This is a genomic window from Limnobaculum zhutongyuii (genome assembly GCF_004295645.1).
Classification (GTDB): domain Bacteria; phylum Pseudomonadota; class Gammaproteobacteria; order Enterobacterales; family Enterobacteriaceae; genus Limnobaculum; species Limnobaculum zhutongyuii.
The window spans coordinates 4,013,810-4,040,246 of sequence record NZ_CP034752.1; the positions used below are offsets into that span (position 1 = coordinate 4,013,810).

Annotated in this window: 18 protein-coding genes and 4 tRNA genes; 8 read left to right on the forward strand and 14 right to left on the reverse strand. The window is 46.9% G+C overall.

From position 1 onward, the window contains the following. Nucleotides 1-47: 47 nt before the first annotated feature. From rpoC to EKN56_RS17980, 13 genes are all read right to left on the reverse strand, one after another. On the reverse strand, nt 48-4,265 hold the full coding sequence (rpoC, locus tag EKN56_RS17920) for a DNA-directed RNA polymerase subunit beta' (protein ID WP_130593052.1): 4,218 nt from the start codon (nt 4,263-4,265) through the stop codon (nt 48-50). 126 nt (nt 4,266-4,391) lie between these two features. Next, on the reverse strand, nt 4,392-8,420 hold the full coding sequence (gene rpoB, locus EKN56_RS17925; RefSeq protein WP_130593053.1) for a DNA-directed RNA polymerase subunit beta: 4,029 nt from the start codon (nt 8,418-8,420) through the stop codon (nt 4,392-4,394). A 330-nt stretch (nt 8,421-8,750) separates the two neighbouring features. Then, on the reverse strand, nt 8,751-9,119 hold the full coding sequence (rplL, locus tag EKN56_RS17930; protein ID WP_130593054.1) for a 50S ribosomal protein L7/L12: 369 nt from the start codon (nt 9,117-9,119) through the stop codon (nt 8,751-8,753). Between the two features lie 62 nt (nt 9,120-9,181). Next, nucleotides 9,182-9,679 carry a 50S ribosomal protein L10 gene (gene rplJ, locus EKN56_RS17935; protein WP_130593055.1) on the reverse strand — a complete coding sequence of 166 codons (498 nt, stop codon included), beginning with the start codon at nt 9,677-9,679 and terminating at the stop codon, nt 9,182-9,184. Between the two features lie 325 nt (nt 9,680-10,004). Beyond that, entirely contained in the window at nt 10,005-10,712 is a 708-nt protein-coding gene (rplA, locus tag EKN56_RS17940; RefSeq protein ID WP_130593056.1) for a 50S ribosomal protein L1, read from the reverse strand. Nucleotides 10,713-10,715: 3 nt separating this feature from the next. Further along, nucleotides 10,716-11,144 (reverse strand): 50S ribosomal protein L11, encoded by a 429-nt coding sequence (gene rplK / locus EKN56_RS17945; RefSeq protein ID WP_130593057.1) that lies wholly within the window; start codon nt 11,142-11,144, stop codon nt 10,716-10,718. Between the two features lie 178 nt (nt 11,145-11,322). Continuing rightward, nucleotides 11,323-11,868 carry a transcription termination/antitermination protein NusG gene (gene nusG / locus EKN56_RS17950; protein ID WP_108901157.1) on the reverse strand — a complete coding sequence of 182 codons (546 nt, stop codon included), beginning with the start codon at nt 11,866-11,868 and terminating at the stop codon, nt 11,323-11,325. Nucleotide 11,869: 1 nt separating this feature from the next. After that, on the reverse strand, nt 11,870-12,253 hold the full coding sequence (gene secE, locus EKN56_RS17955; protein WP_130593058.1) for a preprotein translocase subunit SecE: 384 nt from the start codon (nt 12,251-12,253) through the stop codon (nt 11,870-11,872). 237 nt (nt 12,254-12,490) lie between these two features. Beyond that, nucleotides 12,491-13,675 (reverse strand): elongation factor Tu, encoded by a 1,185-nt coding sequence (gene tuf, locus EKN56_RS17960; protein WP_130593059.1) that lies wholly within the window; start codon nt 13,673-13,675, stop codon nt 12,491-12,493. A 114-nt stretch (nt 13,676-13,789) separates the two neighbouring features. Further along, nucleotides 13,790-13,865: transfer RNA gene (locus tag EKN56_RS17965), tRNA-Thr, on the reverse strand. A gap of 3 nt (nt 13,866-13,868) precedes the next feature. After that, nucleotides 13,869-13,943: transfer RNA gene (locus EKN56_RS17970), tRNA-Gly, on the reverse strand. Between the two features lie 215 nt (nt 13,944-14,158). Further along, a tRNA-Tyr gene (locus EKN56_RS17975) sits at nt 14,159-14,243 on the reverse strand. Nucleotides 14,244-14,254: 11 nt separating this feature from the next. After that, nucleotides 14,255-14,330, reverse strand: a tRNA-Thr gene (locus EKN56_RS17980). Between the two features lie 362 nt (nt 14,331-14,692). On the opposite strand from EKN56_RS17980, the gene EKN56_RS17985 reads away from it, so the two are divergent. From EKN56_RS17985 to EKN56_RS18020, 8 genes are all read left to right on the forward strand, one after another. Then, entirely contained in the window at nt 14,693-16,261 is a 1,569-nt protein-coding gene (locus tag EKN56_RS17985) for an ABC transporter substrate-binding protein (protein WP_130593060.1), read from the forward strand. Further along, nucleotides 16,261-17,229, forward strand: a complete 969-nt coding sequence (locus EKN56_RS17990) for an ABC transporter permease (RefSeq protein ID WP_130593061.1) — start codon at nt 16,261-16,263, stop codon at nt 17,227-17,229. Before EKN56_RS17985 ends, EKN56_RS17990 begins: the two co-directional genes overlap by 1 nt. Before the next feature lie 8 nt (nt 17,230-17,237). Continuing rightward, entirely contained in the window at nt 17,238-18,044 is an 807-nt protein-coding gene (locus EKN56_RS17995; RefSeq protein ID WP_168189715.1) for an ABC transporter permease, read from the forward strand. After that, the gene (locus EKN56_RS18000; protein WP_130593063.1) at nt 18,032-18,835 is read left to right on the forward strand and encodes an ATP-binding cassette domain-containing protein; all 804 of its coding nucleotides are present in this window, start codon (nt 18,032-18,034) and stop codon (nt 18,833-18,835) included. Before EKN56_RS17995 ends, EKN56_RS18000 begins: the two co-directional genes overlap by 13 nt. Further along, nucleotides 18,819-19,412: an ATP-binding cassette domain-containing protein gene (locus tag EKN56_RS18005; RefSeq protein ID WP_130593064.1), complete on the forward strand. Its 594-nt coding sequence runs from the start codon at nt 18,819-18,821 to the stop codon at nt 19,410-19,412. Before EKN56_RS18000 ends, EKN56_RS18005 begins: the two co-directional genes overlap by 17 nt. A gap of 222 nt (nt 19,413-19,634) precedes the next feature. After that, on the forward strand, nt 19,635-21,485 hold the full coding sequence (gene atoS / locus EKN56_RS18010) for a two-component system sensor histidine kinase AtoS (RefSeq protein WP_130593065.1): 1,851 nt from the start codon (nt 19,635-19,637) through the stop codon (nt 21,483-21,485). Continuing rightward, nucleotides 21,482-22,858 (forward strand): acetoacetate metabolism transcriptional regulator AtoC, encoded by a 1,377-nt coding sequence (gene atoC / locus EKN56_RS18015; RefSeq protein WP_130593066.1) that lies wholly within the window; start codon nt 21,482-21,484, stop codon nt 22,856-22,858. The genes atoS and atoC overlap by 4 nt, the downstream gene beginning before the upstream one ends. 202 nt (nt 22,859-23,060) lie before the next feature. Further along, nucleotides 23,061-24,068, forward strand: coding sequence for a purine-nucleoside phosphorylase (locus tag EKN56_RS18020; RefSeq protein ID WP_130593067.1), 1,008 nt, complete (start codon nt 23,061-23,063; stop codon nt 24,066-24,068). 50 nt (nt 24,069-24,118) lie between these two features. On the opposite strand, the gene EKN56_RS21520 is transcribed toward EKN56_RS18020, so the two are convergent. Further along, on the reverse strand, nt 24,119-25,960 hold the full coding sequence (locus EKN56_RS21520; RefSeq protein WP_130593068.1) for a polyurethane esterase: 1,842 nt from the start codon (nt 25,958-25,960) through the stop codon (nt 24,119-24,121). Between the last annotated feature and the right edge of the window lie 477 nt (nt 25,961-26,437).

Here is a 26,437-nt window from a genome sequence, read left to right on the forward strand (position 1 = left end):
AAAAAACCGCCCCTTGGGGCGGTTTTTAACTCAGCTAATTGGGCTGATTATTCGTCATCACTACCCAGACCAGCGTTCAGTAGCTCAGCCAGGTTGGCTGTTGCTTCTTCGGCACTAACCTGAGGTGTTGCAACGTCTTCAACATGACGGCGACGTGCACGATCCTGATGATAAGCGTAACCGGTACCCGCCGGGATCAGGCGACCAACGATAACGTTCTCTTTCAGACCACGTAACTCATCACGTTTACCAGCAACGGCAGCTTCGGTCAGCACGCGCGTTGTTTCCTGGAACGATGCCGCAGAGATGAAGGACTCTGTTGCCAACGATGCTTTGGTGATACCTAACAGGTCACGGGCAAAGGTTGCAGCCAGTTTACCGTCTGCTTCAAGGGTGCGGTTAGCAATCTTGATGCGAGAGTATTCGGCTTGCTCGCCTTCCAGGAACTCAGTGTTACCCGGATGAACGATAGTACCTTTACGCAGCATTTGACGAACGATAACTTCAATGTGTTTATCGTTAATCTTAACGCCCTGTAAGCGGTAAACTTCCTGCACTTCGTTAACGATGTAACGAGTCACTTCATGCACACCACGCAGACGCAGGATGTCATGTGGAGACTCAGGACCATCGGAAACAACGTCACCGCGCTCTACCAGTTCGCCTTCAAACACGTTCAGCTGACGCCACTTAGGAATCATCTCTTCGTATGGCTCGCTGCCATCCATCGGAGTGATTACCAGACGACGTTTGCCTTTAGTCTCTTTACCGAAGGAGATCACGCCGCTGATTTCAGCCAGAATCGCAGGCTCTTTCGGACGACGAGCTTCAAACAGGTCAGCAACGCGTGGCAGACCACCGGTAATATCGCGAGTACCGCCAGATTCCTGAGGAATACGCGCCAGTGTGTCACCTGGGTTAATCTCTACACCGTCTTCTAACTGGATAATTGCTTTACCCGGCAGGAAGTATTGAGCCGGCATATCAGTACCTGGGATCAGGACATCATTGCCTTTAGCATCAACAATTTTCAGCGCAGGACGCAGGTCTTTAGTACTACCAGTACGTTCAGCACCTTCCAGCACAACGATTGAAGACAGACCGGTTAATTCGTCGGTTTGACGAGTAATCGTCTGGCCATCAACCATGTCGGTAAAGCGAATGAAACCGCCTACTTCAGAGATAACTGGCATGGTATGTGGATCCCAGTTAGCGACAGTTTCGCCACCGGTAACGCCAACGCCATCACCTTTCGCCATAACGGCACCATAAGGCACTTTATAGCTCTCTTTAGTACGACCAAATTCATCGATTAAAGTCAGTTCAGTATTACGTGAAGTGATAACCAGCTTGTTAGCAGCGTTGATAACAAACTTAGCGTTCTTCAGCTTCAGGTTACCGGTGTTTTTCACCTGGATACTGGATTCAGCAGCCGCACGCGATGCCGCACCACCAATGTGGAACGTACGCATGGTTAACTGTGTACCAGGCTCACCGATTGACTGAGCGGCGATAACACCGATAGCTTCACCTTTGTTGATGATATGGCCACGGGCCAGATCGCGTCCGTAACAGTTAGCACAAACACCGAAGTCGGTATCACAGCTAACAACAGAACGTACCTTGATAATATCAACAGAGTGCTCTTCTAACAGGTCACACCATTTTTCATTCAGCAGCGTGTTACGCGGCACCAGAATGTCAGCAGTACCTGGCTTCAGAACGTCTTCAGCCGTTACACGACCTAATACGCGCTCACGCAGAGGTTCTTTAACGTCGCCACCTTCGATAACTGGCGTCATCACGATACCATCGTGAGTTCCACAGTCGTCTTCGATAACTACTAAGTCCTGCGCCACGTCAACTAAACGACGAGTCAGATAACCGGAGTTTGCAGTTTTCAGTGCGGTATCCGCCAGACCTTTACGAGCACCGTGAGTAGAGATGAAGTACTGGAGTACGTTCAGACCTTCACGGAAGTTCGCAGTGATCGGGGTTTCGATGATTGAGCCATCTGGCTTAGCCATCAGACCACGCATACCTGCTAACTGACGAATCTGTGCTGCCGAGCCCCGCGCACCGGAGTCAGCCATCATAAAGATGCTGTTGAAGGAAACTTGTTTCTCTTCCACACCGTCACGGTTAATCACGGTTTCAGAAGACAAGTTCTCCATCATCGCTTTCGCTACGCGTTCGTTAGCGGCAGCCCAGATATCGATAACTTTGTTATAACGTTCGCCGGCGGTAACCAGACCAGACTGGAACTGTTCCTGAATTTCTGCCACTTCGGTTTCGGCTTCAGTGATGATTTCTGCTTTCTTAGCAGGGATCACCATGTCATCGATACCGACAGACGCACCGGAGCGTGCTGCATAAGCAAAGCCGGTGTACATAGTCTGGTCAGCAAAAATAACGGTAGGTTTCAGGCCCAAGATGCGATAACAGGTGTTAATCATCTTGGAAATGGCTTTCTTACCTAACGCCTGGTTGATAATTGAGTAAGGCAGACCTTTTGGCACGATCATCCACAGGATGGCGCGGCCAACGGTAGTATCTACCAGACCCGTTTTAGCAACCAGTTCGCCTTCAGCATTTTTTTCATACTCAGTGATACGAACTTTAACGCGAGCATGCAGCTCTGCGTGACCAGCACGATATACGCGCTCGGCTTCTTTAGGTCCGCTCAGGACCATGCCTTCGCCTTTCGCATTCACTTTGTCACGGGTCATGTAGTACAGACCCAAAACAACGTCCTGAGATGGTACGATGATTGGCTCACCGTTCGCAGGAGACAGGATGTTGTTGGTAGACATCATTAACGCACGCGCTTCCAGCTGGGCTTCCAGCGTCAACGGTACGTGAACCGCCATTTGGTCACCATCGAAGTCGGCGTTATAAGCCGCACACACTAATGGGTGCAACTGAATCGCTTTACCTTCGATCAGAACCGGTTCAAACGCCTGAATACCTAAACGGTGCAGGGTTGGTGCACGGTTTAACAGTACCGGGTGTTCGCGGATAACTTCGTCCAGGATATCCCATACTACGGCTTCTTCGCGCTCAACCATCTTCTTGGCAGCTTTAATGGTGGTGGCTAAACCACGCAGTTCCAGCTTGCCGTAAATGAACGGTTTGAACAGCTCTAATGCCATCTTCTTAGGCAGACCGCACTGATGCAGACGCAGGTATGGACCTACGGTGATTACAGAACGACCGGAGTAGTCAACACGCTTACCTAACAGGTTCTGACGGAAACGACCCTGTTTACCTTTGATCATATCGGCCAAAGATTTCAGAGGACGTTTGTTAGAACCGGTGATAGCACGACCACGACGACCGTTATCTAACAGCGCATCAACCGCTTCCTGCAGCATACGTTTTTCGTTACGTACGATGATATCTGGCGCAGCCAGATCCAGCAGGCGCTTCAGACGGTTGTTACGGTTAATCACGCGACGATATAAATCGTTCAGATCAGAGGTCGCAAAACGACCACCGTCCAGCGGAACCAGCGGACGTAAATCTGGTGGAAGAACCGGTAATACGGTCAGGATCATCCACTCTGGTTTGTTGCCAGACTGAATGAACGCTTCCAGCAGCTTAACGCGCTTGGTCAGCTTTTTACGTTTGGTTTCAGAGTTGGTTTCATTTAACTCTTCGCGCAGTTGTTCACACTCAGCTTCCAGATCCATGCCTTTCAGCAGAGACTGGATAGCTTCAGCGCCCATCTTGGCGTCGAATTCATCACCGAACTCTTCCAGCGCGTCCAGATACTGCTCTTCAGTCAGGATCTGACGACGCTCCAGGTTAGTCATACCGCCTTCAACAACCACATAAGATTCGAAGTACAGTACGCGCTCGATGTCACGTAATGGCATATCTAACAATAAGCCGATACGAGATGGCAGTGATTTCAGGAACCAAATATGCGCAGTAGGAGAAGCCAGTTCAATATGGCCCATACGTTCACGACGCACTTTAGTCTGAGTCACTTCAACGCCACATTTTTCACAAATGACACCGCGATGTTTCAGACGCTTGTACTTACCGCACAAGCATTCGTAATCTTTTACTGGTCCGAAAATACGGGCACAGAAAAGGCCGTCACGTTCTGGTTTGAACGTACGGTAGTTAATGGTTTCCGGCTTTTTAACTTCGCCGAAAGACCAAGAACGGATCATGTCTGGCGAGGCCAGCGCTATTTTGATTGCATCAAACTCTTCGGTCTTAGTTTGTGCTTTCAGAAACTTCAGTAAGTCTTTCACGGATCGGCTCCTGTCGGAGTTAAACCTGTTGGGCGCTCAACTTATTCCTAAACTTACGTTTAAGGGGTTAAGCGCCCCTGTGCCCTGCAACCATCCCCGGCGACCGGGGCTGGAAATAAGAGGAATTTATTCCTCTTCCAACTCGATGTTGATACCCAGCGAGCGGATCTCTTTCAACAATACGTTGAAGGATTCCGGCATGCCTGGCTCCATCTGATGGTTGCCATCCACGATGTTTTTGTACATCTTGGTACGGCCGTTTACATCGTCGGACTTGACGGTCAGCATTTCCTGTAGCGTGTACGCTGCACCATAAGCTTCCAGCGCCCACACTTCCATCTCACCGAAGCGTTGTCCACCGAACTGAGCCTTACCACCCAGCGGCTGCTGAGTAACCAGGCTGTAAGAACCGGTAGAACGTGCATGCATCTTGTCATCAACCAAGTGGTTCAGTTTCAGCATGTACATATAGCCAACGGTAACCGGACGTTCGAACTGTTCACCGGTACGTCCATCAAACAGCGTGATCTGACCAGAGGTCGGTAAACCGCCCAGAGTCAGCAGCTCTTTGATTTCTTTCTCTTTTGCACCATCAAACACTGGTGTTGCAATCGGCATACCCTTACGCAGGTTCTCTGCCAGAGTCAGCACTTCTTCATCGGTAAACTTAGCTAAGTCTACTGTCTGACGCGTATCATCACCCAGATCGTAAGCTTTCTGGATAAATTCACGTAGTTTTGCAACTTCCTGCTGCTGTTTCAGCATGGCGTTAATCTTGTCGCCAATACCTTTAGCAGCCAGACCCAGGTGGGTCTCCAGAATCTGACCGATGTTCATACGCGATGGTACACCCAGCGGGTTCAGAACTAAGTCAACAGGCACGCCGTTTTCATCGTAAGGCATATCTTCGATCGGGTTGATCTTAGAGATAACACCTTTGTTACCATGACGACCTGCCATCTTGTCACCAGGCTGAATCTGACGCTTAACCGCCAGATAGACTTTGACAATCTTCAGAACGCCAGGGGCTAAATCGTCGCCCTGAGTGATCTTACGGCGCTTACCTTCAAGTTTCTTCTCAAACTCAGATTTCAGTTCGTCGTATTGCTCCGCCAACTGTTCCAGTTGGTTTTGCTTATCTTCGTCACTTAAACCGATTTCAAGCCACTTGTCGTGAGTCAGCTTGCTCAATTTCTCTTCTTCGATGCCGCCAGAAACCAGCACATCGTGAATACGAGCAAACAGACCAGCTTCGAAAATCTTCAGCTCTTCGGTCAGGTCTTTCTTAACCTGCTTCAGCTGCATATCTTCGATTTCAAGCGCACGCTTATCTTTTTCTACGCCGTCACGGGTAAATACCTGAACGTCAATAATGGTACCTGAAACACCGTTTGGCACGCGCAGTGAAGAGTCTTTAACATCAGACGCTTTCTCACCAAAAATCGCGCGCAGCAGTTTCTCTTCTGGCGTCAGTTGAGTTTCGCCTTTAGGCGTTACTTTACCAACCAGAATGTCACCACCGGTCACTTCAGCACCGATATAAACGATACCGGATTCATCCAGCTTAGACAGCGCTGCTTCACCCACGTTAGGGATATCAGCAGTGATCTCTTCCGGCCCTAACTTAGTATCGCGGGATACGCAAGAAAGTTCCTGAATGTGGATCGTTGTGAAACGGTCTTCCTGTACAACACGCTCAGATACCAGGATGGAGTCTTCGAAGTTATAACCATTCCAAGGCATGAATGCGACGCGCATGTTCTGGCCAAGAGCCAGTTCACCCAGGTCAGTAGACGGACCATCAGCTAACACGTCACCGCGTTCAACTGGCTCGCCTAAAGAGACGCATGGCATTTGACTGATACAGGTGTTCTGGTTAGAACGGGTGTATTTAGTCAAGTTATAAATATCGATACCTGCTTCGCCCGGCATCATCTCGTCTTCGTTAACTTTAATTACGATACGAGATGCGTCAACGTATTGAACGGTACCGCCACGAGTTGCAACGGCGGTTACACCGGAGTCAACTGCTACAGCACGTTCCATACCGGTACCTACCAGCGGCTTATCAGCGCGCAGGGTTGGAACCGCCTGACGTTGCATGTTCGCACCCATCAGGGCACGGTTGGCGTCATCATGCTCCAGGAACGGGATCAGTGAAGCACCTACGGAGACAACCTGTTGGGTTGAAACGTCCATATAGTCCACTTGATCGCGGCTGAACAGGCTTGATTCACCTTTGTTACGACAGGTCACCAGATCTTCCATGAAGCGGCCTTCGTCATCCAGGTTGGAGTTCGCCTGAGCGATAACGTAGTTGCCTTCTTCAATGGCGGATAAGTAATGAATCTCATCGGTTACCAGACCGTCACGTACGCGACGATATGGGGTTTCCAGGAAACCATACTCGTTAGTCTGCGCATACACAGACAGGGAGTTGATCAGACCGATGTTTGGACCTTCCGGGGTTTCGATTGGACATACGCGACCGTAGTGAGTCGGGTGTACGTCACGGACTTCAAAGCCAGCACGCTCACGCGTTAAGCCGCCCGGGCCCAGTGCAGAGATACGACGTTTGTGCGTAATCTCAGACAGTGGGTTGTTCTGATCCATAAATTGTGAAAGCTGGCTTGAACCAAAGAACTCTTTCACCGCTGCCGAAATTGGCTTAGCGTTGATCATGTCCTGAGGCATCAGGGTATCAAGGTCGCCTAATGACAGACGCTCTTTAACCGCACGCTCAACGCGCACTAAACCAACACGGAATTGGTTTTCGGCCATCTCACCAACGGAACGAATACGACGGTTACCCAAGTGATCGATATCATCCACTTCACCGATACCATTACGGATACCGATCAGTTTCTTCATCACTTCAATAATGTCGTCTTTGCTCAGAATGCCTGAACCTTCAATTTCCTCACGACTTAAAGAACGGTTGAACTTCATGCGGCCTACCGCAGAAAGGTCATAACGATCTTCAGAGAAGAACAAGTTCTCAAACAGGTTTTCTGCAGCTTCACGCGTTGGTGGCTCACCAGGACGCATCATACGGTAAATTTCAACCAGCGCGCTTAAGCGATCGGAGGTTGGATCGACACGTACGGTCTCGGAGATATAAGCACCGTGGTCCAGATCGTTGGTAAACAGCGTTTCAATACGCTTGTGGCCAGCCATGCTCAGCTTAGCCAGCAGATCTAACGTCAGCTCCATATTCGCAGGGCAAATGATTTCCCCGGTCTTCTCATCGATATAATCTTTAGATACGACTTTTCCAATAATGTATTCGGTCGGAACTTCAATTTTATCGATGCCATCTTTTTCAAGCTGGCGAATATGACGAGCAGTAATACGACGACCTTTCTCTACAAAGATCTTACCGCCAGCTTCGATGTCGAAAGAGGCAGTTTCACCGCGCAGGCGCTCAGGAACCAGTTCCATCTGCAACTTGTTATCACGGATTTCAAATACGATCTTGTCAAAGAACAGATCTAAAATTTGTTCAGTCGAGAAATCCAGCGCACGCAGAATAATGGTCGCTGGCAGCTTACGACGGCGGTCAATACGAACAAACAGGTTATCTTTCGGGTCAAACTCGAAATCTAACCAGGAACCGCGGTAAGGAATAATACGTGCGTTATACAGCACTTTACCCGATGAGTGGGTTTTACCCTTGTCGCTATCAAAGAACACACCCGGACTACGGTGTAACTGAGAAACGATAACACGCTCTGTACCGTTAATAACAAAGGTACCGTTATCGGTCATGAGTGGAATTTCACCCATGTAAACTTCTTGTTCTTTGATGTCTTTAACCGTGCCCGCCGGAGCGTCACGATCGTAAATCACCAGGCGCAGTTTTACGCGCAGCGGTGCGGAATAGGTCACACCACGGATTTGACACTCTTTGACATCGAATACAGGCTCACCAAGACGATAGCTTACATACTGTAACTCTGAGTTACCGCTGTAGCTCTGGATAGGGAACACTGAACGGAATGCTGCTTCCAGTCCATGTTGGCCTTCCGGGTCTTGCTCGATGAACTTCTGGAACGAGTCAAGCTGGATAGAAAGAAGGTAAGGAATGTCCAGAACTTGTGGACGTTTGCCAAAATCCTTACGAATACGTTTTTTCTCGGTATAGGAGTAAACCATAGGGTTCCTCAGCTCGCTGATCAGTGACCCACTCTGTCCGTCCGAACAGGGACAGTTCTTCATGCAACACTATTTATTTCGATCGGAAGAATGAAAATCTTCCGCAATACCCATTTCTATTACTCTTAAATCATTTCATTACGCTGTTAGCTGGTCAGCAAACCAGGCTGGGAACGCAGTATATTAAGTCGTCAATAGAAAGAAATATTGGGGTTACTCAGTAGGCAAACAGTGTGAAATTCTACTGAAACCCTATAGCGCAAAAAGGCTGGTGACTAAAAAGTCACCAGCCATCAGCCTGTAAGTCAGGCTGCAAACTGGAACGAGGTCTTACTTAACCTCAACAGAAGCACCAGCTTCTTCCAGTGCTTTCTTCAGAGCTTCAGCTTCGTCTTTGCTCACGCCTTCTTTAACAGCAGCTGGAGCAGCTTCAACTAAGTCTTTAGCTTCTTTCAGACCCAGACCGGTTGCGCCACGTACTGCTTTGATAGCAGCAACTTTGTTAGCACCAGCAGCAGTCAGAATTACGTCGAATTCAGTTTTCTCTTCAGCAGCTTCAACAACAGCAGCTGGGCCAGCAGACAGAGCTGCTGCAGAAACGCCGAATTTCTCTTCCATAGCAGAAATTAATTCAACGATTTCCATTACAGACAGAGCTGCAATACCGTCTAAAATTTGGTCTTTAGTGATAGTTGACATAACAAGTGATCCTAAAATATAGAAATAATTTATACGCTAAAAAGCAACGATAGAATAAGCAATTAAGCTGCTTGTTTCTGATCGCGCAACGCAGCCAAGGTACGAGCCAATTTGCCGGCAGCGGCTTCTTTCATGGTTCCCATCAGGCGTGCGATTGCTTCGTCGTAGGTTGGTAAAGTTGCTAAACGGTCAATATTTGCCGCAGTAATCAACTCACCTTCAAAGGCTGCTGCTTTAACCTCAAACTTTGCATTCTCTTTAGCAAACGCTTTGAATAAACGAGCAGCTGCGCCCGGATGTTCAGTAGAAAATGCGATTAAGGTTGGACCAACAAACGTGTCTTTCAGGCACTCGAATGGAGTACCCTCAACTACGCGACGCATTAAGGTGTTACGAACAACACGCATATATACGCCAGCTTCACGACCTGCTTTACGCAGTTCAGTCATTTTGGCTACAGTAACGCCGCGGGAATCCGCAACTACTGCAGACAGCGCACCCTTGGCTACTTCGCTAACTTCAGCAACAATCGCTTGTTTGTCTTGAAGATTTAATGCCATTGGCTTTGTGCTCCTGGATTAGACCGGGATAATTCCCGGAACTCACATCACCTGAATCAATCGTTTCCCGAAGAAAACGATGAACAGGCGTTAAAACACGGTGAGTAGAATCCAGCAAAGACTATTCTTTTTAATAAGAAAAACATTCTTTTGGCTCTCTCACCGTCTACGCAGGTCGTTATACTTTTTCATTAAGAACAAGCAATTAAGTATGTTGCCATACACCTGCGGTCTTGGACGGAGGCCTGGATAAGGCCAGGCTCCAACCGAAAAATTCTAAGGGGCCAAATTCTAGACGAATCTGGCTCCATAGTAAAGCAGTGAATTAAACGTTCGCTGCTGAGCTCAGGCTGCTTTGATCGATAGCTACGCCAGCACCCATGGTGGTTGACAGGCTAACTTTCTTAACAAAAACACCTTTAGCTATAGATGGTTTAGCTTTCTTCAGTGCAGACAGCAGAGCTTCTAAGTTCTCTTGCAGTTTATCTGCATCAAAGTCAACTTTACCGATAGTGGTATGGATAATACCGTTCTTATCATTACGATAACGAACCTGACCTGCTTTAGCGTTCTTAACCGCTTCAGCAACGTTAGGAGTAACGGTACCCACTTTCGGGTTTGGCATCAGACCACGTGGACCTAATACCTGGCCTAATTGACCTACAACGCGCATTGCATCCGGAGAAGCAATCACTACGTCGAAGTTCATTTCGCCTTTTTTGATTTGGTCTGCTAAATCTTCCATACCGATCAGATCTGCACCAGCTTCTTTAGCTGCTTCAGCGTTTGCACCCTGAGTAAATACAGCTACACGAACGGTACGACCGGTACCGTGTGGCAGTACAGTTGCACCACGAACGTTTTGGTCAGATTTACGAGCATCGATACCGAGGTTTACGGCAACGTCTACACTCTCAACGAATTTAGCAGTTGCTAATTCTTTCAGCAGAGCAACAGCTTCAGTAATTTGATACTGTTTAGTTGCATCAACTTTGTCACGGATTACGCGCATGCGCTTGGTTAGCTTAGCCATTGATTAACCCTCCACTACCAGGCCCATGGAACGAGCAGTACCTTCAATAGAACGCACCATAGCGTCTACATCAGCACCAGTCATATCCGCGGCTTTAGTTTGTGCAATTTCACGAACTTGCGCGTTTGTAACAGTTCCAACTTTAGTTTTGTTTGGAACGCCAGAACCAGACTTAATACCTGCAGCTTTCTTCAGAAGAACAGCAGCTGGTGGAGTCTTAGTAACAAACGTGAAAGAACGGTCTGCATAAACGGTGATTACCACAGGAATTGGTAAGCCTTTTTCAATGCTTTCAGTTTTAGCATTGAACGCTTTACAGAATTCCATGATGTTCACGCCTTGTTGACCCAGAGCTGGACCAACTGGTGGACTTGGGTTTGCCATACCAGCTGCAACTTGCAGCTTAACGTAGGCTTGGACCTTCTTAGCCATGTGTATTTCCTCGGTTTGGGTGATAACGCCTCGAAAGGCTCCCCCCGTTTTTAAATAAAGCTGTGTGTGCTTTTATAAAATAAAAGGCGCGGAATTATACGATAACCCCGCGCATCTTACAATACAGTAATCCAATAACCTGACGGTTATCTTTTACTAACCGGTGTTGGTTAGTAAATCAGCCTTTTTCGACCTGGCTGAAATCCAGTTCAACAGGTGTCGCACGACCAAAGATAGAGACCGATACTTTCAGGCGACTCTTCTCATAGTCAACTTCTTCAACCACACCGTTAAAGTCAGCAAATGGACCATCATTAACGCGGACCAGTTCACCCGGCTCGAACAGCGTTTTCGGACGCGGCTTATCGCCAACCTGTTGCAGGCGATTCATAATCGCATCAACTTCTTTATCGCTAATCGGAGCTGGGCGATCTGAAGTACCGCCAATGAAGCCCATAACGCGCGGAATGCTACGAACCAAATGCCATGTAGCATCGTTCATCGCCATTTGGACTAATACATAGCCTGGGAAGAATTTACGTTCGCTTTTACGACGTTGGCCACCGCGAATCTCAACAACCTCTTCGGTTGGAACCATCACTTCACCAAATTGATCTTCCATCTCGTTCAGTTTGATGTGCTCACGCAGAGACTGCGCTACGCGACCTTCAAAACCAGAGAATGCTTGCACTACGTACCAACGCTTTTTAGGGGCTTCAGACATCTTAGAACCTCAGGCCAGTTATAAATGAGACCAAACGGACCAGAATACCATCTAGCCCCCATAGAATCAGTGACATAACAACAGTCACCGCCGCAACGATCAACGTTGTTTGCAGCGCTTCCTGACGTGTAGGCCAAATTACTTTTTTCATTTCAATGCGTGCAGCGCGCGCAAATTCGACGGTTGCTTTACCTTTAACGGTAAACAACGCAATCACAAAAGCAATGCCAATAATCGCCACTACCGCAATTGCACGTATCGGTAAGCTATATCCACGATAGATATAATTACCTACGATAGCAGCAATCAATAACGCAGCGACAATCAGCCATTTAACTATTTCTAGTCCGCGCCCGCCTGCTTGAGCTTCGGTATTCGCACTCATAAACCAACCTGTCATTATGACTTAAATAAATCTTTCACCCCGCAGTATAGCAGAGCAACCAAGCCGAATGCTCGTTCTTCGGCATAATACGCCGTATATGAGCCTATCTCACCCTAGCTCTCACTACCCTTATACCAGATTACAGGGTAGAAAAACTTGATGAGATAGGTTCTTTTTAATTCACAACGTTGAAAAAGGGCATCAAATGATGCCCTCTTAAAGCTAGTTACGTCAAACTTATTTGATGATCTTAGCAACAACACCAGCACCAACAGTACGGCCACCTTCACGGATAGCGAAGCGTAAACCTTCGTCCATCGCGATTGGAGCAATCAGCGTTACTGTCATCTGAATATTATCACCTGGCATTACCATCTCTACGCCTTCTGGCAGTTCGATAGTACCGGTCACGTCAGTTGTACGGAAGTAGAACTGTGGACGGTAGCCTTTGAAGAATGGAGTATGACGACCACCTTCATCTTTGCTCAGAATATAAACTTCTGATACGAACTGGGTGTGTGGGTTGATAGTACCTGGTTTAGCCAGTACTTGACCACGTTCGATTTCTTCACGCTTAGTACCACGCAGCAGAACACCAACGTTCTCACCCGCACGGCCTTCGTCCAGTAATTTACGGAACATTTCTACGCCAGTACAAGTGGTTTGAGTGGTCTCTTTGATACCAACGATCTCAACCGCTTCACCCACTTTAACGATACCGCGCTCTACACGACCGGTTACTACTGTACCACGGCCAGAGATAGAGAATACGTCTTCGATTGGCAGCAGGAACGGCTTATCAATTGCACGCTCTGGCTCTGGGATATAAGAATCCAGTACTTCTGCTAATTCGATGATTTTGCCTTCCCATGCAGCGTCGCCTTCCAGCGCTTTCAGTGCTGAACCACGGATTACCGGAGTATCATCACCTGGGAAATCGTACTGAGACAGAAGTTCACGAACTTCCATTTCAACTAATTCTAACAGTTCTTCGTCATCAACCATGTCACACTTGTTCAGGAACACGATGATGTAAGGAACGCCTACCTGGCGACCTAACAGGATGTGCTCACGAGTTTGTGGCATTGGGCCGTCAGTTGCAGCTACTACCAGAATAGCGCCGTCCATTTGAGCAGCACCAGTGATCATGTTCTTAACGTAGTCGGCGTGTCCCGGGCAGTCAACGTGTGCATAGTGACGGCTTGGGGTGTCGTATTCTACGTGAGAAGTATTGATGGTGATACCACGTGCTTTTTCTTCTGGTGCGTTATCGATTTGATCGAATGCACGAGCCTGACCACCGTAAGTTTTTGCTAATACGTTGGTGATAGCTGCTGTCAGAGTTGTTTTACCGTGGTCAACGTGGCCGATAGTACCGACGTTTACGTGCGGTTTTGTACGTTCAAATTTTTCTTTAGACATCGATAGTCCCTCTAAAACACGATAGATCGTGGTTAAACCACATTAACCAAGCAAAAGCTTGTAATATCAGTTCGAGTTAGAAGTTATCAGGGGAATTTACTGTAGAAGGGAAAGTGGTGCTGATAGGCAGATTCGAACTGCCGACCTCACCCTTACCAAGGGTGCGCTCTACCAACTGAGCTATATCAGCATTTGGAGCGGGCAGTGGGAATCGAACCCACATCTTCAGCTTGGAAGGCTGAGGTAATAGCCATTATACGATGCCCGCAGTTCCGAACTCAGTGACCTGGTGCTTCAACACTCTAAACTCGGTGGTGGGGGAAGAATGACTTCAGACGCTGCGATACACCCGTTGGGTAACTACTCAGTAGTTTTTCTCGCTTTGCTGAGTGCTGAACTTCAACTGAAGTTCTTAACTCATCCCCTTTCAGGTGTCTTTTCAGACACTGTATTGATGCCACATCGCGTCAATACAATCAAATATGGTGGCGGGGGAAGGATTCGAACCTTCGAAGTGAATCACGGCAGATTTACAGTCTGCTCCCTTTGGCCGCTCGGGAACCCCGCCCAAAAACTTGATGGTGCCGGCTGCCGGAATCGAACTGGCGACCTACTGATTACAAGTCAGTTGCTCTACCTACTGAGCTAAGCCGGCATCAAGTGCTGCGCATTCTAGGGAGACATGAAGAACGATGCAACAAAAAAATTCAGTTTAATGCGCTATCGCTCACTTTTTAATCAAACCTGCCTTTTTTTCATCCACAGCGAGCAGATTATAGTCAATTTTCGAGACTCAACTAAACAAAATTTGACCAGTTATTTTTATCTGTTTTTTGTCCCGCGTTTTTTACCACACATTTTACTCAAATTTCGATATATCCGATCTAAATCAAAGTGCGGATTTTTCATCCTTGTTATAAAACGCACCTAAAGTATGAAGTTTTCATGAAAAGTTATGATGAACGTTTTAACGCATTCCAAACTCTATTAATAAAATATCAGGAGCAACGTTATCTCATGAAGTCCAGATTATCCCCTTTCGCATTTTGTCTGCTTGCAACCTTAGCCGCTGCGCCCGCTGTTGCACAAAATCATACATTGAAACTGGCTATTGGTGCTGAACCTTCCGAGGGTTTTGATCCGTTGCTGGGTTGGAGCCATGGTAGCTATGTATTACTTCACAGCCCCTTATTACGACAGAATGCTGACCTGAGCTGGCAACCCGTACTGGTTGATAGCTATAAGTTAAGTGATGATGGCCTGATCTGGACAGTACATCTTAAACCCGATTTAAAATTCTCCGATGGCTCGTCATTAACCGCTGACGATGTGGTGTTTTCCTATAATCAGGCGGCAATTAGCGGTGGCAAGGCCGATATGGGTAGTTTTCAGCAGGCTAAAGCTATTGATAAGCAAACGCTAACCATTCATCTTAAACATCCTGAAAGTACCTTTATCAATGTGCTTGGCGCACTGGGCATCGTTCCACAAGCAAAATATGGCAAAGACTTTGCCCGCCAGCCTGTTGGCGCAGGTCCTTATAAGCTAGCCAGTTTACAGCCAGGACAACAGCTAATTGTTGAAGCAAATCCTTATTACGCAGGTAAAAAGAATGGCTTCGACAAATTGGTATTTGTATTTTTAGATCAAGATAGTGCCTATGCTGCAGCCAGCAGCGGCAAGTTAGATTTAGTTCGCGTTCCACAAACTCTGGCTAATCAGCCAGTGAACAATATGAAGCTGTTGGTTCAACCAAGTGTTGAAAACCGCGGCATTATGTTTCCGATGATTCCTGCCGGCAAGAAAGATGCTCAGGGAAATGATATCGGTAATAACATTACGGCCGATATCGCTATTCGCCAGGCGATTAACTATGCGGTTGACCGCCAGCTTCTGGCAACCCAACTGTTTGATGGACACGCAACGCCAGCTTACTCCGCAGTTAAAGGGCTTCCATGGGATAACCCTGAAGCACAATTCAAAGATGGTGATGTTGAGAAAGCCCGTCAAATTCTGCAACAGGCAGGATGGGTGAGCAAAACACCTGATGGAATTCGCGAGAAAAACGGTACTCCGGCCAAACTCACCCTCTGGTATGCCAGCGGTGACAGCACTCGTCGCGATCTGGCACAAGCTTTTAGCGCCATGCTAAAACCTATCGGTATTGAAGTAACCCTCAAGTCAGGCAGTTGGGAAACAGTAGAACGCTATATGCACGCTAACCCAACTCTGTTTGGCTGGGGGAGTCTGGATCCGATGGAGCTGTATCATCACTACTCCAGCAAGCTGCAAGGAGAAGGCTATTTCAATCCGGGATACTACTCTAACGCCACAGTAGATAAACATCTACAACAGGCGATAGAAACCCCGAACTGGCAGGCTGCCACACCAATATGGCAAAAAGTTGACTGGGACGGAACCACTGGTGTAGGTATTAAAGGCGATGCGGCCTGGGCGTGGCTGATTAATCTGAATCATACCTATCTGATTAATCCCTGTGTTAGCTTAGGTCAGGGAGCGCCGGAAGCACACGGTGACTGGACAGTACTCAATAATCTTGAGAACTGGAGCTGGACCTGTAAGTAATGCGCCAGTTGCCACTGCTTAGTTTAAGACTTATCAGCCTGCTGCTTATGGTTGCAGCGGGCACTTTTGTTTTACTGAGTTTTTCTCCGGTAGATCCAATTCGTGCCTATATTGGTAACGATTTACTGCATGTTCCACCTGAACAGTATGCGCAAATCGCCACCCGTTGGGGTTTGGACCAACCGCTATGGCAGCGTTTTCTTCTCTGGTTAAAACAGCTGTTACAGGGCGACCTTGGTTACTCCATGGTGTATAACGCACCGGTTACTGAAGTTATTACCCAGCGATTCCTCACCTCCTTCATGCTGCTGGCATCTGCCTGGATACTTTCCGGTGTATTGGGCATTGCATTAGGACTCATTGCCGGCCGTTATCTCAATCGTTGGCCTGACAGTATTATTCGCACTTTGTGTTATCTGCTGTCCTCTCTGCCTACCTTCTGGATTGGTATACTGCTGCTGGCGTTCTTTTCGGTAAAACTGGAGTGGGCTCCTATTTGCTGCGCCTGGCCGCCAGGATTGACAGGAAGTGAAGCTACCCTGATTCAGCGCCTTCATCATCTGATTTTGCCCACCATCGCTTTAGGATTATTAGGAGTAGGTAATATTGCCCTGCATACCCGTTCCCGCATTGAAGAAGTAACCCAAAGTGAATTTATTTATTACGCTCATGCACAAGGCGACAAAGGTTGGTCGCTGATTAGATTTCATCTGCTACGCCACGCCCTGACGCCTGCTATCTGCCTGCAATTTGCCTCATTGGGAGAATTGTTGGGAGGTGCGCTGTTAGCCGAGAAGGTGTTTGCCTATCCCGGTTTAGGGCAGGCAACGATTGACGCCGGACTGCGTGGGGATGTGCCGCTATTACTGGGTATAGTGCTATTTATCACGCTACTGGTTTTTATTGGCAATACCTGCGCTGCAATATTGCTAAACCGTATTAATGCACCGCTGCGGAGGGTTCAGTGAAAAGCTCAATGAACAAAACGCTGCTTCAACTGCTTCTGGCAATGGTGCTACTTGGTATCTTGCTGTTTCTGGGCATTCACAGCAACTATCAGGAAATTACGCTGAATCTGCTCAGCCGCCGCAGTGCTCCTTCTCTGCAATTTTGGTTTGGTACCGATAATTTGGGTCGCGACCTGTGGTTGCGTTGTTTACAGGGTATGATGACCAGCATACAAATCGGGTTTATCACCGCATTATGCAGCGGTCTTCTGGCGCTGGTTATTGCCATCCTCAGTCAGCTAAGCAAAACCATGGATTACCTTATCCGCACACTGATTGATACGTTTATTGCTCTACCCCATTTACTGCTATTGATTCTGATCTGCTTTACCTTTGGCGGCGGGAAATGGGGGGTGATTATTGCCGTTTCTCTGACCCACTGGCCCAAGCTGGCGCTTATTCTGCGTTCAGAACTATTACGAATCGGTCAGGCTGATTACATTTTGCTGGCTCAGCGTACCGGTCTCAGCCGCTGGCAATGCTGCTATAAACACTATTTGCCGCTGCTGTTACCGCAACTTCTGGTGGGGGCGTTACTGATTTTCCCTCATGCGGTGCTGCATAGCGCCGGGCTCAGCTTCCTTGGATTTGGGCTTGAGCCCCATGAGCCTTCTCTGGGATTACTGTTATCTGATGCCCTGCGCTATTTGAGCAGTGGCGACTGGTGGCTGGCAGTTTATCCAGGCCTGACGCTGGTCATTCTGGTTCTGACTATCGATCAATTAGCCCGTAGCCTGCAAAAAATCTGGCTAAGGAAATCATCATGTTACAACTAAAAAATCTTGAACTGTCCTGTGCTAAAGAGCGTTGGTTTCGACCTCCGGTCTGGAACTCAATTTTGCATAACATCAACCTGAAAGTTCAGGCCGGGGAGCTGGTAGCGCTGGTTGGTGGCAGCGGGGAAGGTAAGAGTCTATTGTTGCAAAGCATTTTAGGGTTGCTGCCTTCCACGATGCGTTCATCCGGTCAAATTTTAATTGATGACTGTATTATCAACGCAGCCCAACAGCAGAGCCTTAGGGGAAATACACTGGGATATATTCCACAAAGTGTCAGCGCCCTTAATCCTTTAATTCAAACAGGAAAGCAAATCCAACGGGCAGCGAAACTCAGTGGAGAAACACCTTCATATCAAGCCATTTCTCAACAATTACAACAATATAATTTACCTGAGCAGTTGTTAGAGCAATATCCACTATCACTTTCAGGTGGGATGGCAAAACGCGTTTTAGTTAGCTGCGCCACTCTGAGTCAGGCGCGTTTTATTCTGGCGGATGAAGTCACCGCCTGGCTGGATAATCATCATGCAGAAATTTTACTCAACCACCTGAAAGGATTATGTCATCAAGGCCGTGGAGTACTGTGGATCACTCACGACTTAAATCTGGCCGCTAATTTTGCCGATCGTATTGCTGTGCTACATCAGGGAACGATTAAGGAAGTTATTCACTCCAGCGCTCTGCGTCATGGTGGCGGTAGCTCATGGCTTCAATCTCTGTGGCAGGCACTACCTGAGCAGCATTTTATTCATACTCCGGAGCCGCTTTATCATGCTGCAAACGCATAATTTGAGCATCACTCAAAGAGAAACGACGCTTTGGCATAGCCTTAACTTATCCATATCTCCAGCAGAACGGCTGGGTATTTTCGCCCCCAGCGGATATGGTAAAACCACGCTGGGCAGAGTATTAGCTGGCTGGCAACAACCAACAAATGGCCGTATCACCTTGGACAATCAACCGCTGCCCCTCAAAGGTTACTGTCCGGTACAATTGGTTCCGCAACACCCCGAACGTACATTTAATCCGGCCAGAACCACCGGTGCCGCACTGTATGACGCTTGGCAACCGGGAAATGAGTGGCTGGAAGCATTAGCAATTAATCCTGAATTATTAAAACGCTATCCGTCAGAAGTTTCCGGCGGCGAACTCGCTCGTATTGCCCTGCTCCGTGCACTGGCCCCAAAAACACGGTTTCTGATTGCTGATGAAATTACCGCCCAACTGGACCCGCTAATGCAAGCTCAAACCTGGCGTTTTATTTTGCAACAGAGCCAACAACGTAATTTGGGTATGGTTGTTATTAGCCATAGCAAAGCGCTGTTAGATCAAGTGTGTACTCAAGTCTGGCAATCTGAGACATAACGGCTATTTCCCCCAGCATGGTTGTCAATCACGAAACGACCAGAGCCCTGTCGATAAAACCTAAAGTTTCCCTGCGTTACTATTACATACTGTAGGATATTCCTCACATTTTGAGACTGTGCCTCTTGTACCATCTGTCTGAAGAACTATAGTCAGGCCAACGCTCTGGCTACAGCTTCGTCGCCAGAAAAAACGCTATTAATATCTAAGGAACCGACTGCAATGTCTTCCCCTATTTTGGACTACAAACGGTTCATTCAACGATTCAGACCACATACCCTGCGCAGCAAAATGATGGTGTTAGCTATTGTAATGGTCTCGCTGCCAACGCTGGTTATTGGCTATCTGGTTGAAACTGAAGGCCGGGATGCGCTCTTGCAGGAAAAAAAGATTAAGTTATCCGCGGTTACCCGACTGTTGGATGATGCGCTAAAAGATTCATTTAAACTCTATCCTGACCTGCCTCGCGATCAGCGCATAGCCGCATTGAATAAGCAGTTAGCCCCGGTGACTGACACCATCACTAAAGCGTTTTCCGGTGTTGGTGCCGGTTATTACAACCGGGAGCTGGATGCCATTATTACCTATGGCCCACAGGCACTACACGGCAACGCTGTTGGGGTCACGATAAAACAGGATCATCCCGGACGGGACGTCATGGCAAGCGGGGAACCACTGGTTCGTTGGGGGTCGCAGGTACGGGGTAACATCATGAACTCGATGATCCCTATCAAGCGTGACGATCAGGTTATCGGCTATATCTGGGCTAATGAGCTCTCCAATGATATTGCCCGTCAGGCATTAGCCATGGACCTGAAGATTATTGCCGTAATCTGTATTGGTATGCTGTTTAGTATCTGGATGATCGTTGCTTTCTCCCGCAGATTTGCCTCAGATATTGATACTATTAAATCAGGACTGAATGAGCTCCCTCTCAATTTAAAAACACAAATCCCCGCCATGAACGGGGAAATGGGAGAAATATCCGACAGCGTAAATTCACTCGCACGAGCACTAAGAGAAGCGAAAACGTTAAACGAGTTGATCATTGAAAGCGCCGTTGATGGCGTGATTTCAGTGGATATCGAAGGTTGCGTCACTATGATGAACCCGGCGGCAGAAGGAATTACAGGCTATCGCCAAAAAGAATTGATCGGCAGGCCTTATGCAGAAATATTTGAAAATACCAATTTCTTTAGCCCGGTACTCGACACCTTAATCCACAATATCGAGCATGTAGCGTTGGAAGTCGATTATCCCGGCAAAAATCGCACTATCCAGATTAGCGTCAGTACCAGCCAGCTACGTAATGCTCAGGGGGATACCGTTGGTGCTCTGGTTATTTTCACCGATTTAACCGCTAAGAAAGAGGTTCAACGCCGTATTGAGCAGGCAGAGCGTTTAGCGACGCTTGGCGAGTTAATGGCCGGCGTGGCGCATGAGGTTCGTAATCCGCTAACCGCCATCAGCGGCTTTGTTCAGATACTAAAAGACAGTGAAACCGACCCACAGCGGCTGGAATATACTCAAATTATTCTGAAAGAAGTACATTCCATCAACAAAGTTATCCAACAATTGTTAGACTTCGCTCGCCCAAGGCCAAGCCTGTATCAGAAAATAAATTTAAATCAGATTATTAATCAAAGTCTGATTCTGGTAAAAACCAAAGGCGTTGAAGCCAGAATTGATTTTGTGGTTCAACTCGAAGAGCCGTTGTCCGATATTGAAGCCGATGGAGAACTGTTAAAGCAGGTATTGCTCAATCTGTTGATTAATGCTGTACAGTCTATTGCAGCCCGAGGGGAGATAATTATTACTACCCGGGCGTTATCACCAGATCGACGGGAAATCGTCATTTCCGATAACGGTTGTGGTATTAATGACGAAATAAAAACCAAAATATTTGATCCGTTTTATACCACTAAACCATCAGGTACCGGGCTTGGTCTCTCAATCAGCCATCGTATTATTACCGCCCACGATGGGGATATTACGCTGACAAGTAAGCTTAATCAGGGCACCACCTTTACCATTGTATTGCCGGTTAAGCATAGCGAAGGAATTCCACAATGAAAAAGTCCTACCGTATTCTAATCGTTGATGATGAAGAGAGCGTTCGCCGTATGCTCACCACGGTATTTACCCGTGACGGGCACCAGCCCATCTGCGCAGAGGACGGTCAGCAGGCGTTAGAGCTCTTTGAACAACAGACGCCAGATATCGTCCTGATGGATATTCGCATGCCAAAGCTAAATGGTATGGAAGCACTACAGGTGATGCGGCAAACTCACCAGAGCATACCGGTAATCTTAATGACCGCCTATGCGGCAGTGGAAACTGCGGTGGAGGCACTGCGTCTGGGGGCATTTGATTATGTGATTAAGCCTTTCGATCTCGATGAGCTGAAAATGATGATCGGCCGCGCCATGCAACTCAGAGAAATGAAGCAGGAAATTAATCTGCTGCATCGCGCATTGTCAGACAGCTATCAGTGGGATCGTATTCTGACTAACAGCCCAAAAATGATGGAGCTATGTAAAGATACGGCCAAAATAGCCCAGAGCAACGCCAGCGTACTGATCACCGGAGAAAGCGGTACCGGCAAAGAGTTAATCGCTAAAGCCATTCACTACAACAGCCCACGCGCCAAAGGCCCTTTCATTAAGATTAACTGTGGTGCACTACCGGAATCTTTACTGGAGAGTGAATTATTCGGCCATGAAAAAGGGGCATTTACCGGCGCACAAACTCAGCGTCAGGGGCTATTTGAACGTGCGAACCAAGGGACTCTATTATTAGATGAAGTGGGCGAAATGCCCCATAATTTACAGGTAAAACTGTTACGCGTTCTGCAGGAAAGAGAGTTTGAACGACTGGGAGGAAGCCAGACCATCAAAACCGATATTCGCCTGATTGCCGCCACTAACCGTAATCTGGCGGCCATGGTGGAACAGGGGGAGTTTCGTCAGGATCTGTTCTATCGACTGAACGTAATACATCTTTCTCCTATCCCTCTGCGTGAACGCCCGGAAGATATTTCGCTGTTGGCTCAGCATTTTTTACAAAAATTCAGTGCCGAAAACGGTAAAGAGATAGTTGAGCTGGATCCCAGCACATTAACCATTCTTGAAAGCTATCCATGGCCAGGAAACGTCAGAGAGCTCTCCAACGCCATTGAGCGCGCGGTCATCATGAGTACAGGATTTATTATCTTCCCTGATGAGCTGCCGGAACACTTACAGCAGCAACTCAATGTTCCCCATATCAGCGAAACGGTACATACCCTGATAGGACATACGCTAAAAGAAAATCTGAAAGCTTATGAGCGTGAATTAATTTGCACTGCGCTGGCTAACAATCAGGGTAACCGGGTTCAGACCGCCCGAGTATTGGGAATTAGCCGTCGGGCATTAATGTATAAATTACAAGAGTACCGTATTGACTAACATCGCATTTATTTCTGTTATCACCGGCCTTCAGGCCGGTTACACCATGCCTTAACCAGGCGCTTTTCAATGCCGGGGAAACCCATCCTACCAACAGAATAAGAAAATTATTTCCATGAATGAACAATAACGGCTGGTTTTTTTATTCGTGAATAGAGAAAATAGCGCAAACGATTACGTGAACCATAACAGGAAATAAGTGATGTTTAAAAAGAGTGTGTACCCATTGTTTTTTCTTCCCCTTTTTATCTCTGGTCAGGCGCTGGCTAACGAAGCCCCAATAAAAGTAAAAGTATTCGTCGGCTCTATGTTTGAGATCGGTCAAAACACCGGAGATAAAGCCGGAGAGTTTCAGTATTGGTATGAGAAATATTTTAAAAATAGCCAACCAATCACGGTTAAGGGTGCTGCATCACCGGTTTTTTGTAACGACGATGGCGTATGCGGTTCCGTATTAGGCATGGGTAAAGTAGCCTCTTCCTCCTCCGTACAAGCTATCCTGTTAAACCCTAAGTTTGATATGTCACAAACCTATTTTATGATTAACGGCGTTGCCGGTACCCCGCCATCTCGTGGCACTATCGGTGATGTCAGTTGGGGCTCATGGGCGATTGATTACGATCTTGGCCACCGCTGGGCACCGGAGGAAGGACTACATAACGGCCAAACCTTTATGCCACGTAAAGGTTACGAAAATATTCGTAGCTACCAGCTCAACCCTACGCTGGTTTCCTGGGCGATGAAAGTTACCGGACAAACTAAGCTGCTGGATTCTGAAGGCGCACAAAAATACCGTGAACGTTACCCTGATGATAATGCCAGACGCGCACCAAAGGTTCTGACGGGTACTCATATGACCGGAGACACTTTCTTCCACGGTCCGGGAATGTCTAAAGAAGCTCAGTACATTGCTAAACTGTACGGTGCAGACGACTATCTGGTCACTGAAATGGAAATTGCTGCCATCACTCAGGTGATTGCTCGCACTCAGGGCACCACTCAACGCATATTCAGTTTACGTGGATCGGTTAATTTCGATCAGGGGAATCCTAACGAAACCACGCTGGAGCATTTAGACCCGGCTCCGGGCCAAACGGCGGGTGGTTTTAAAGAAACCGTAGAGAATATTGCCACTGTCGGTGGTGAAATGACTGACTACATTGTGAACCACTGGAATACATGGAAAGACGGTGTACCGCCGCTGAAGTAATCTTATCCAGGGCTGCAACTATGCAGCCCTTTTACTCCCCAGGAATTCCTTTAAACCAGAATAAATTGGTCCATACTCAACTGCTCACGAGGTACATCAACCAGCAATATTGAGTTATTGTCGCCATAATTTATCGTCACCCCTTGCTCAGTGAGCATGAGATCTTTAAATAAATCCTCGACTCGGGTTAATCCCGCAATGCCAACCAACTGGATCCGATCGCCCTGTTCAAAGCCGTGAATAACATCATTGCCGTCACCATCATTAAACACAAACAGGTCATCGGCCAGACTGACTAATGTGTCATCTCCCTTACCTGCAAAGAATAACGTAGGTTCTGCGCTACCAATCAATACATCATTACCATCGCCACCAAACATCCAGCCATTCTCTGTTAGCTGTAATTGGTCATCATCTGCTGAACCAGTGATTGTGGTGGCATAATCATAAACGATGGAAGGGTCGTCCATCCGCTGCAATCCATTTTCACTTATTTTATAGACCGTTCCATTTGTGTTGTCTGATATATATTCCACCTCATACAGCGTGTTTAAAGTACCTTGCTCTGCATGATACAAATAGACCGTTCCTTCGCTATCACGACTAATGCTGTATTCCGATAAAGGATGAGTCAATTCAAGCACATCATTACCTTCACCACCGGCGACAATGTTATGTCCTTGCCCTAATTGAAAACGGTCATCACCGGAAAAGCCTTCCAGACGATCGTTACCTGAGCCACCACGCAGCAGGTCATCATGGTCAGAACCGAGAATAAAAGCACTTTTACCATAATGACTGGAAGTTCCGGATTGAAGATCCTCTACCCATGTATATCCTCGTGCCATATCAGACAGACTGGATACTACAATCACTGAATCTTGCTCGGTTAAATCATAGAATTGGGAACGAGTAATGCCTTTAATCACATCACTATAGGTAAACGGCATGTGCGTTACCCATGAAACCGGATTAGCAATGCTATAAGGCAACCAGTTCAGTAATCCAGCCTTACCTGCATAAAGATCGTTAAAACCAACAATATTATCGGTTGAATTAGGGTATTCCTGATCGTGAGCAAATAACGAGTCAAAGAACATAATTTTTCCACTGTCGGTTACTCGGTAAACGGGATCGTTCTCTAAACCATAATGCAAAACATTCATGGCATTGCCATCAATACGTGAAGAGGCGGAAGAGATATACACAGAATCTTTATAAAAACCGTCCCATTCAGCTTCACTGAGCATGGCCATATTACTGACCAGTGAACCTCCTAAACTGTGGCCTGTAAAAATAATATCTTCCCCGCTCAGGCCATTTGTCTGAGCAAATTCCGCAACAGTTTGCAGTAACTCACCAAACGCTTTAGGTAAATAATCCGGCTGTGGTTTCACAATACTGTTATAAAGATTCACCACATCCATCAAAGTATCGGTAACCAGATTCTCCCGTTCTCCGGTAATACCACGAAAGGCAACGGTGATTTTACTTAACTGCCCTTGCTCATCGTGAACCCCTAAAACATCAGCCTGAGCAGAACGAAATAGCGGATGTTCACCAACGATGGCATTCCACTTATCTTCCTTTCCCTGGTAATTTAATTCACTGGCGGAAATTCGTTGCCACCCTCTATCCACAAGACTCTGGTAGCTTCTATCTTCAGCACCTTTTAATCCACTCCAGTTCATTACACCCTGAGAAGTTTTAGAACCAAACAGACCAGTCCAAACCATCGGAACTATCCCTGTCGTCGTCATACCATATTTGTAATAACCTTCTGCCAATCCCTCGGGTAACCCTCGAAATGAATAATTAATTATCGCTAAAGACTGGTTAACTAATTCTGCTGATTCTTTACTGGAATATCCCTTGATATCAAAGATAGCCATATTTGTTCCCCGCCAGATAAAATAAAAAAAACAATGAGTTAAACATTCATTTATTTTTTATAAAAATAGAATTATTGACATGAAATAAACAATAATGTTTATTATCAATGAAATGAAAATAACTAATTAGATCAAACAATTGAATTAAAAAGTTTATCTCAATAAAAAAAGGGAGAAAATAATCCATTAATAAATCATTCCCAGGTAGAAATTGAGTAAATATAAATTTAAATAGAAATGACTTATTCTTTACAAAGAAATGCGCTCAAACACGTTTAAAGTGCCAATGAAAAAAACCATCTAATCAGGCAACATAAATACATGAATAGCATAAAATGAAACTAAATCCTGACTTATGACAGCTATGATTTAGCAGACCTCTGCGGATAACCCTTCTTTTTCGAATATTGCTCCGAAATCGCAAATCCTGATTGCTGTCACACCCCGACGGTGAAACAAAAGGTGCACACCTGTGCA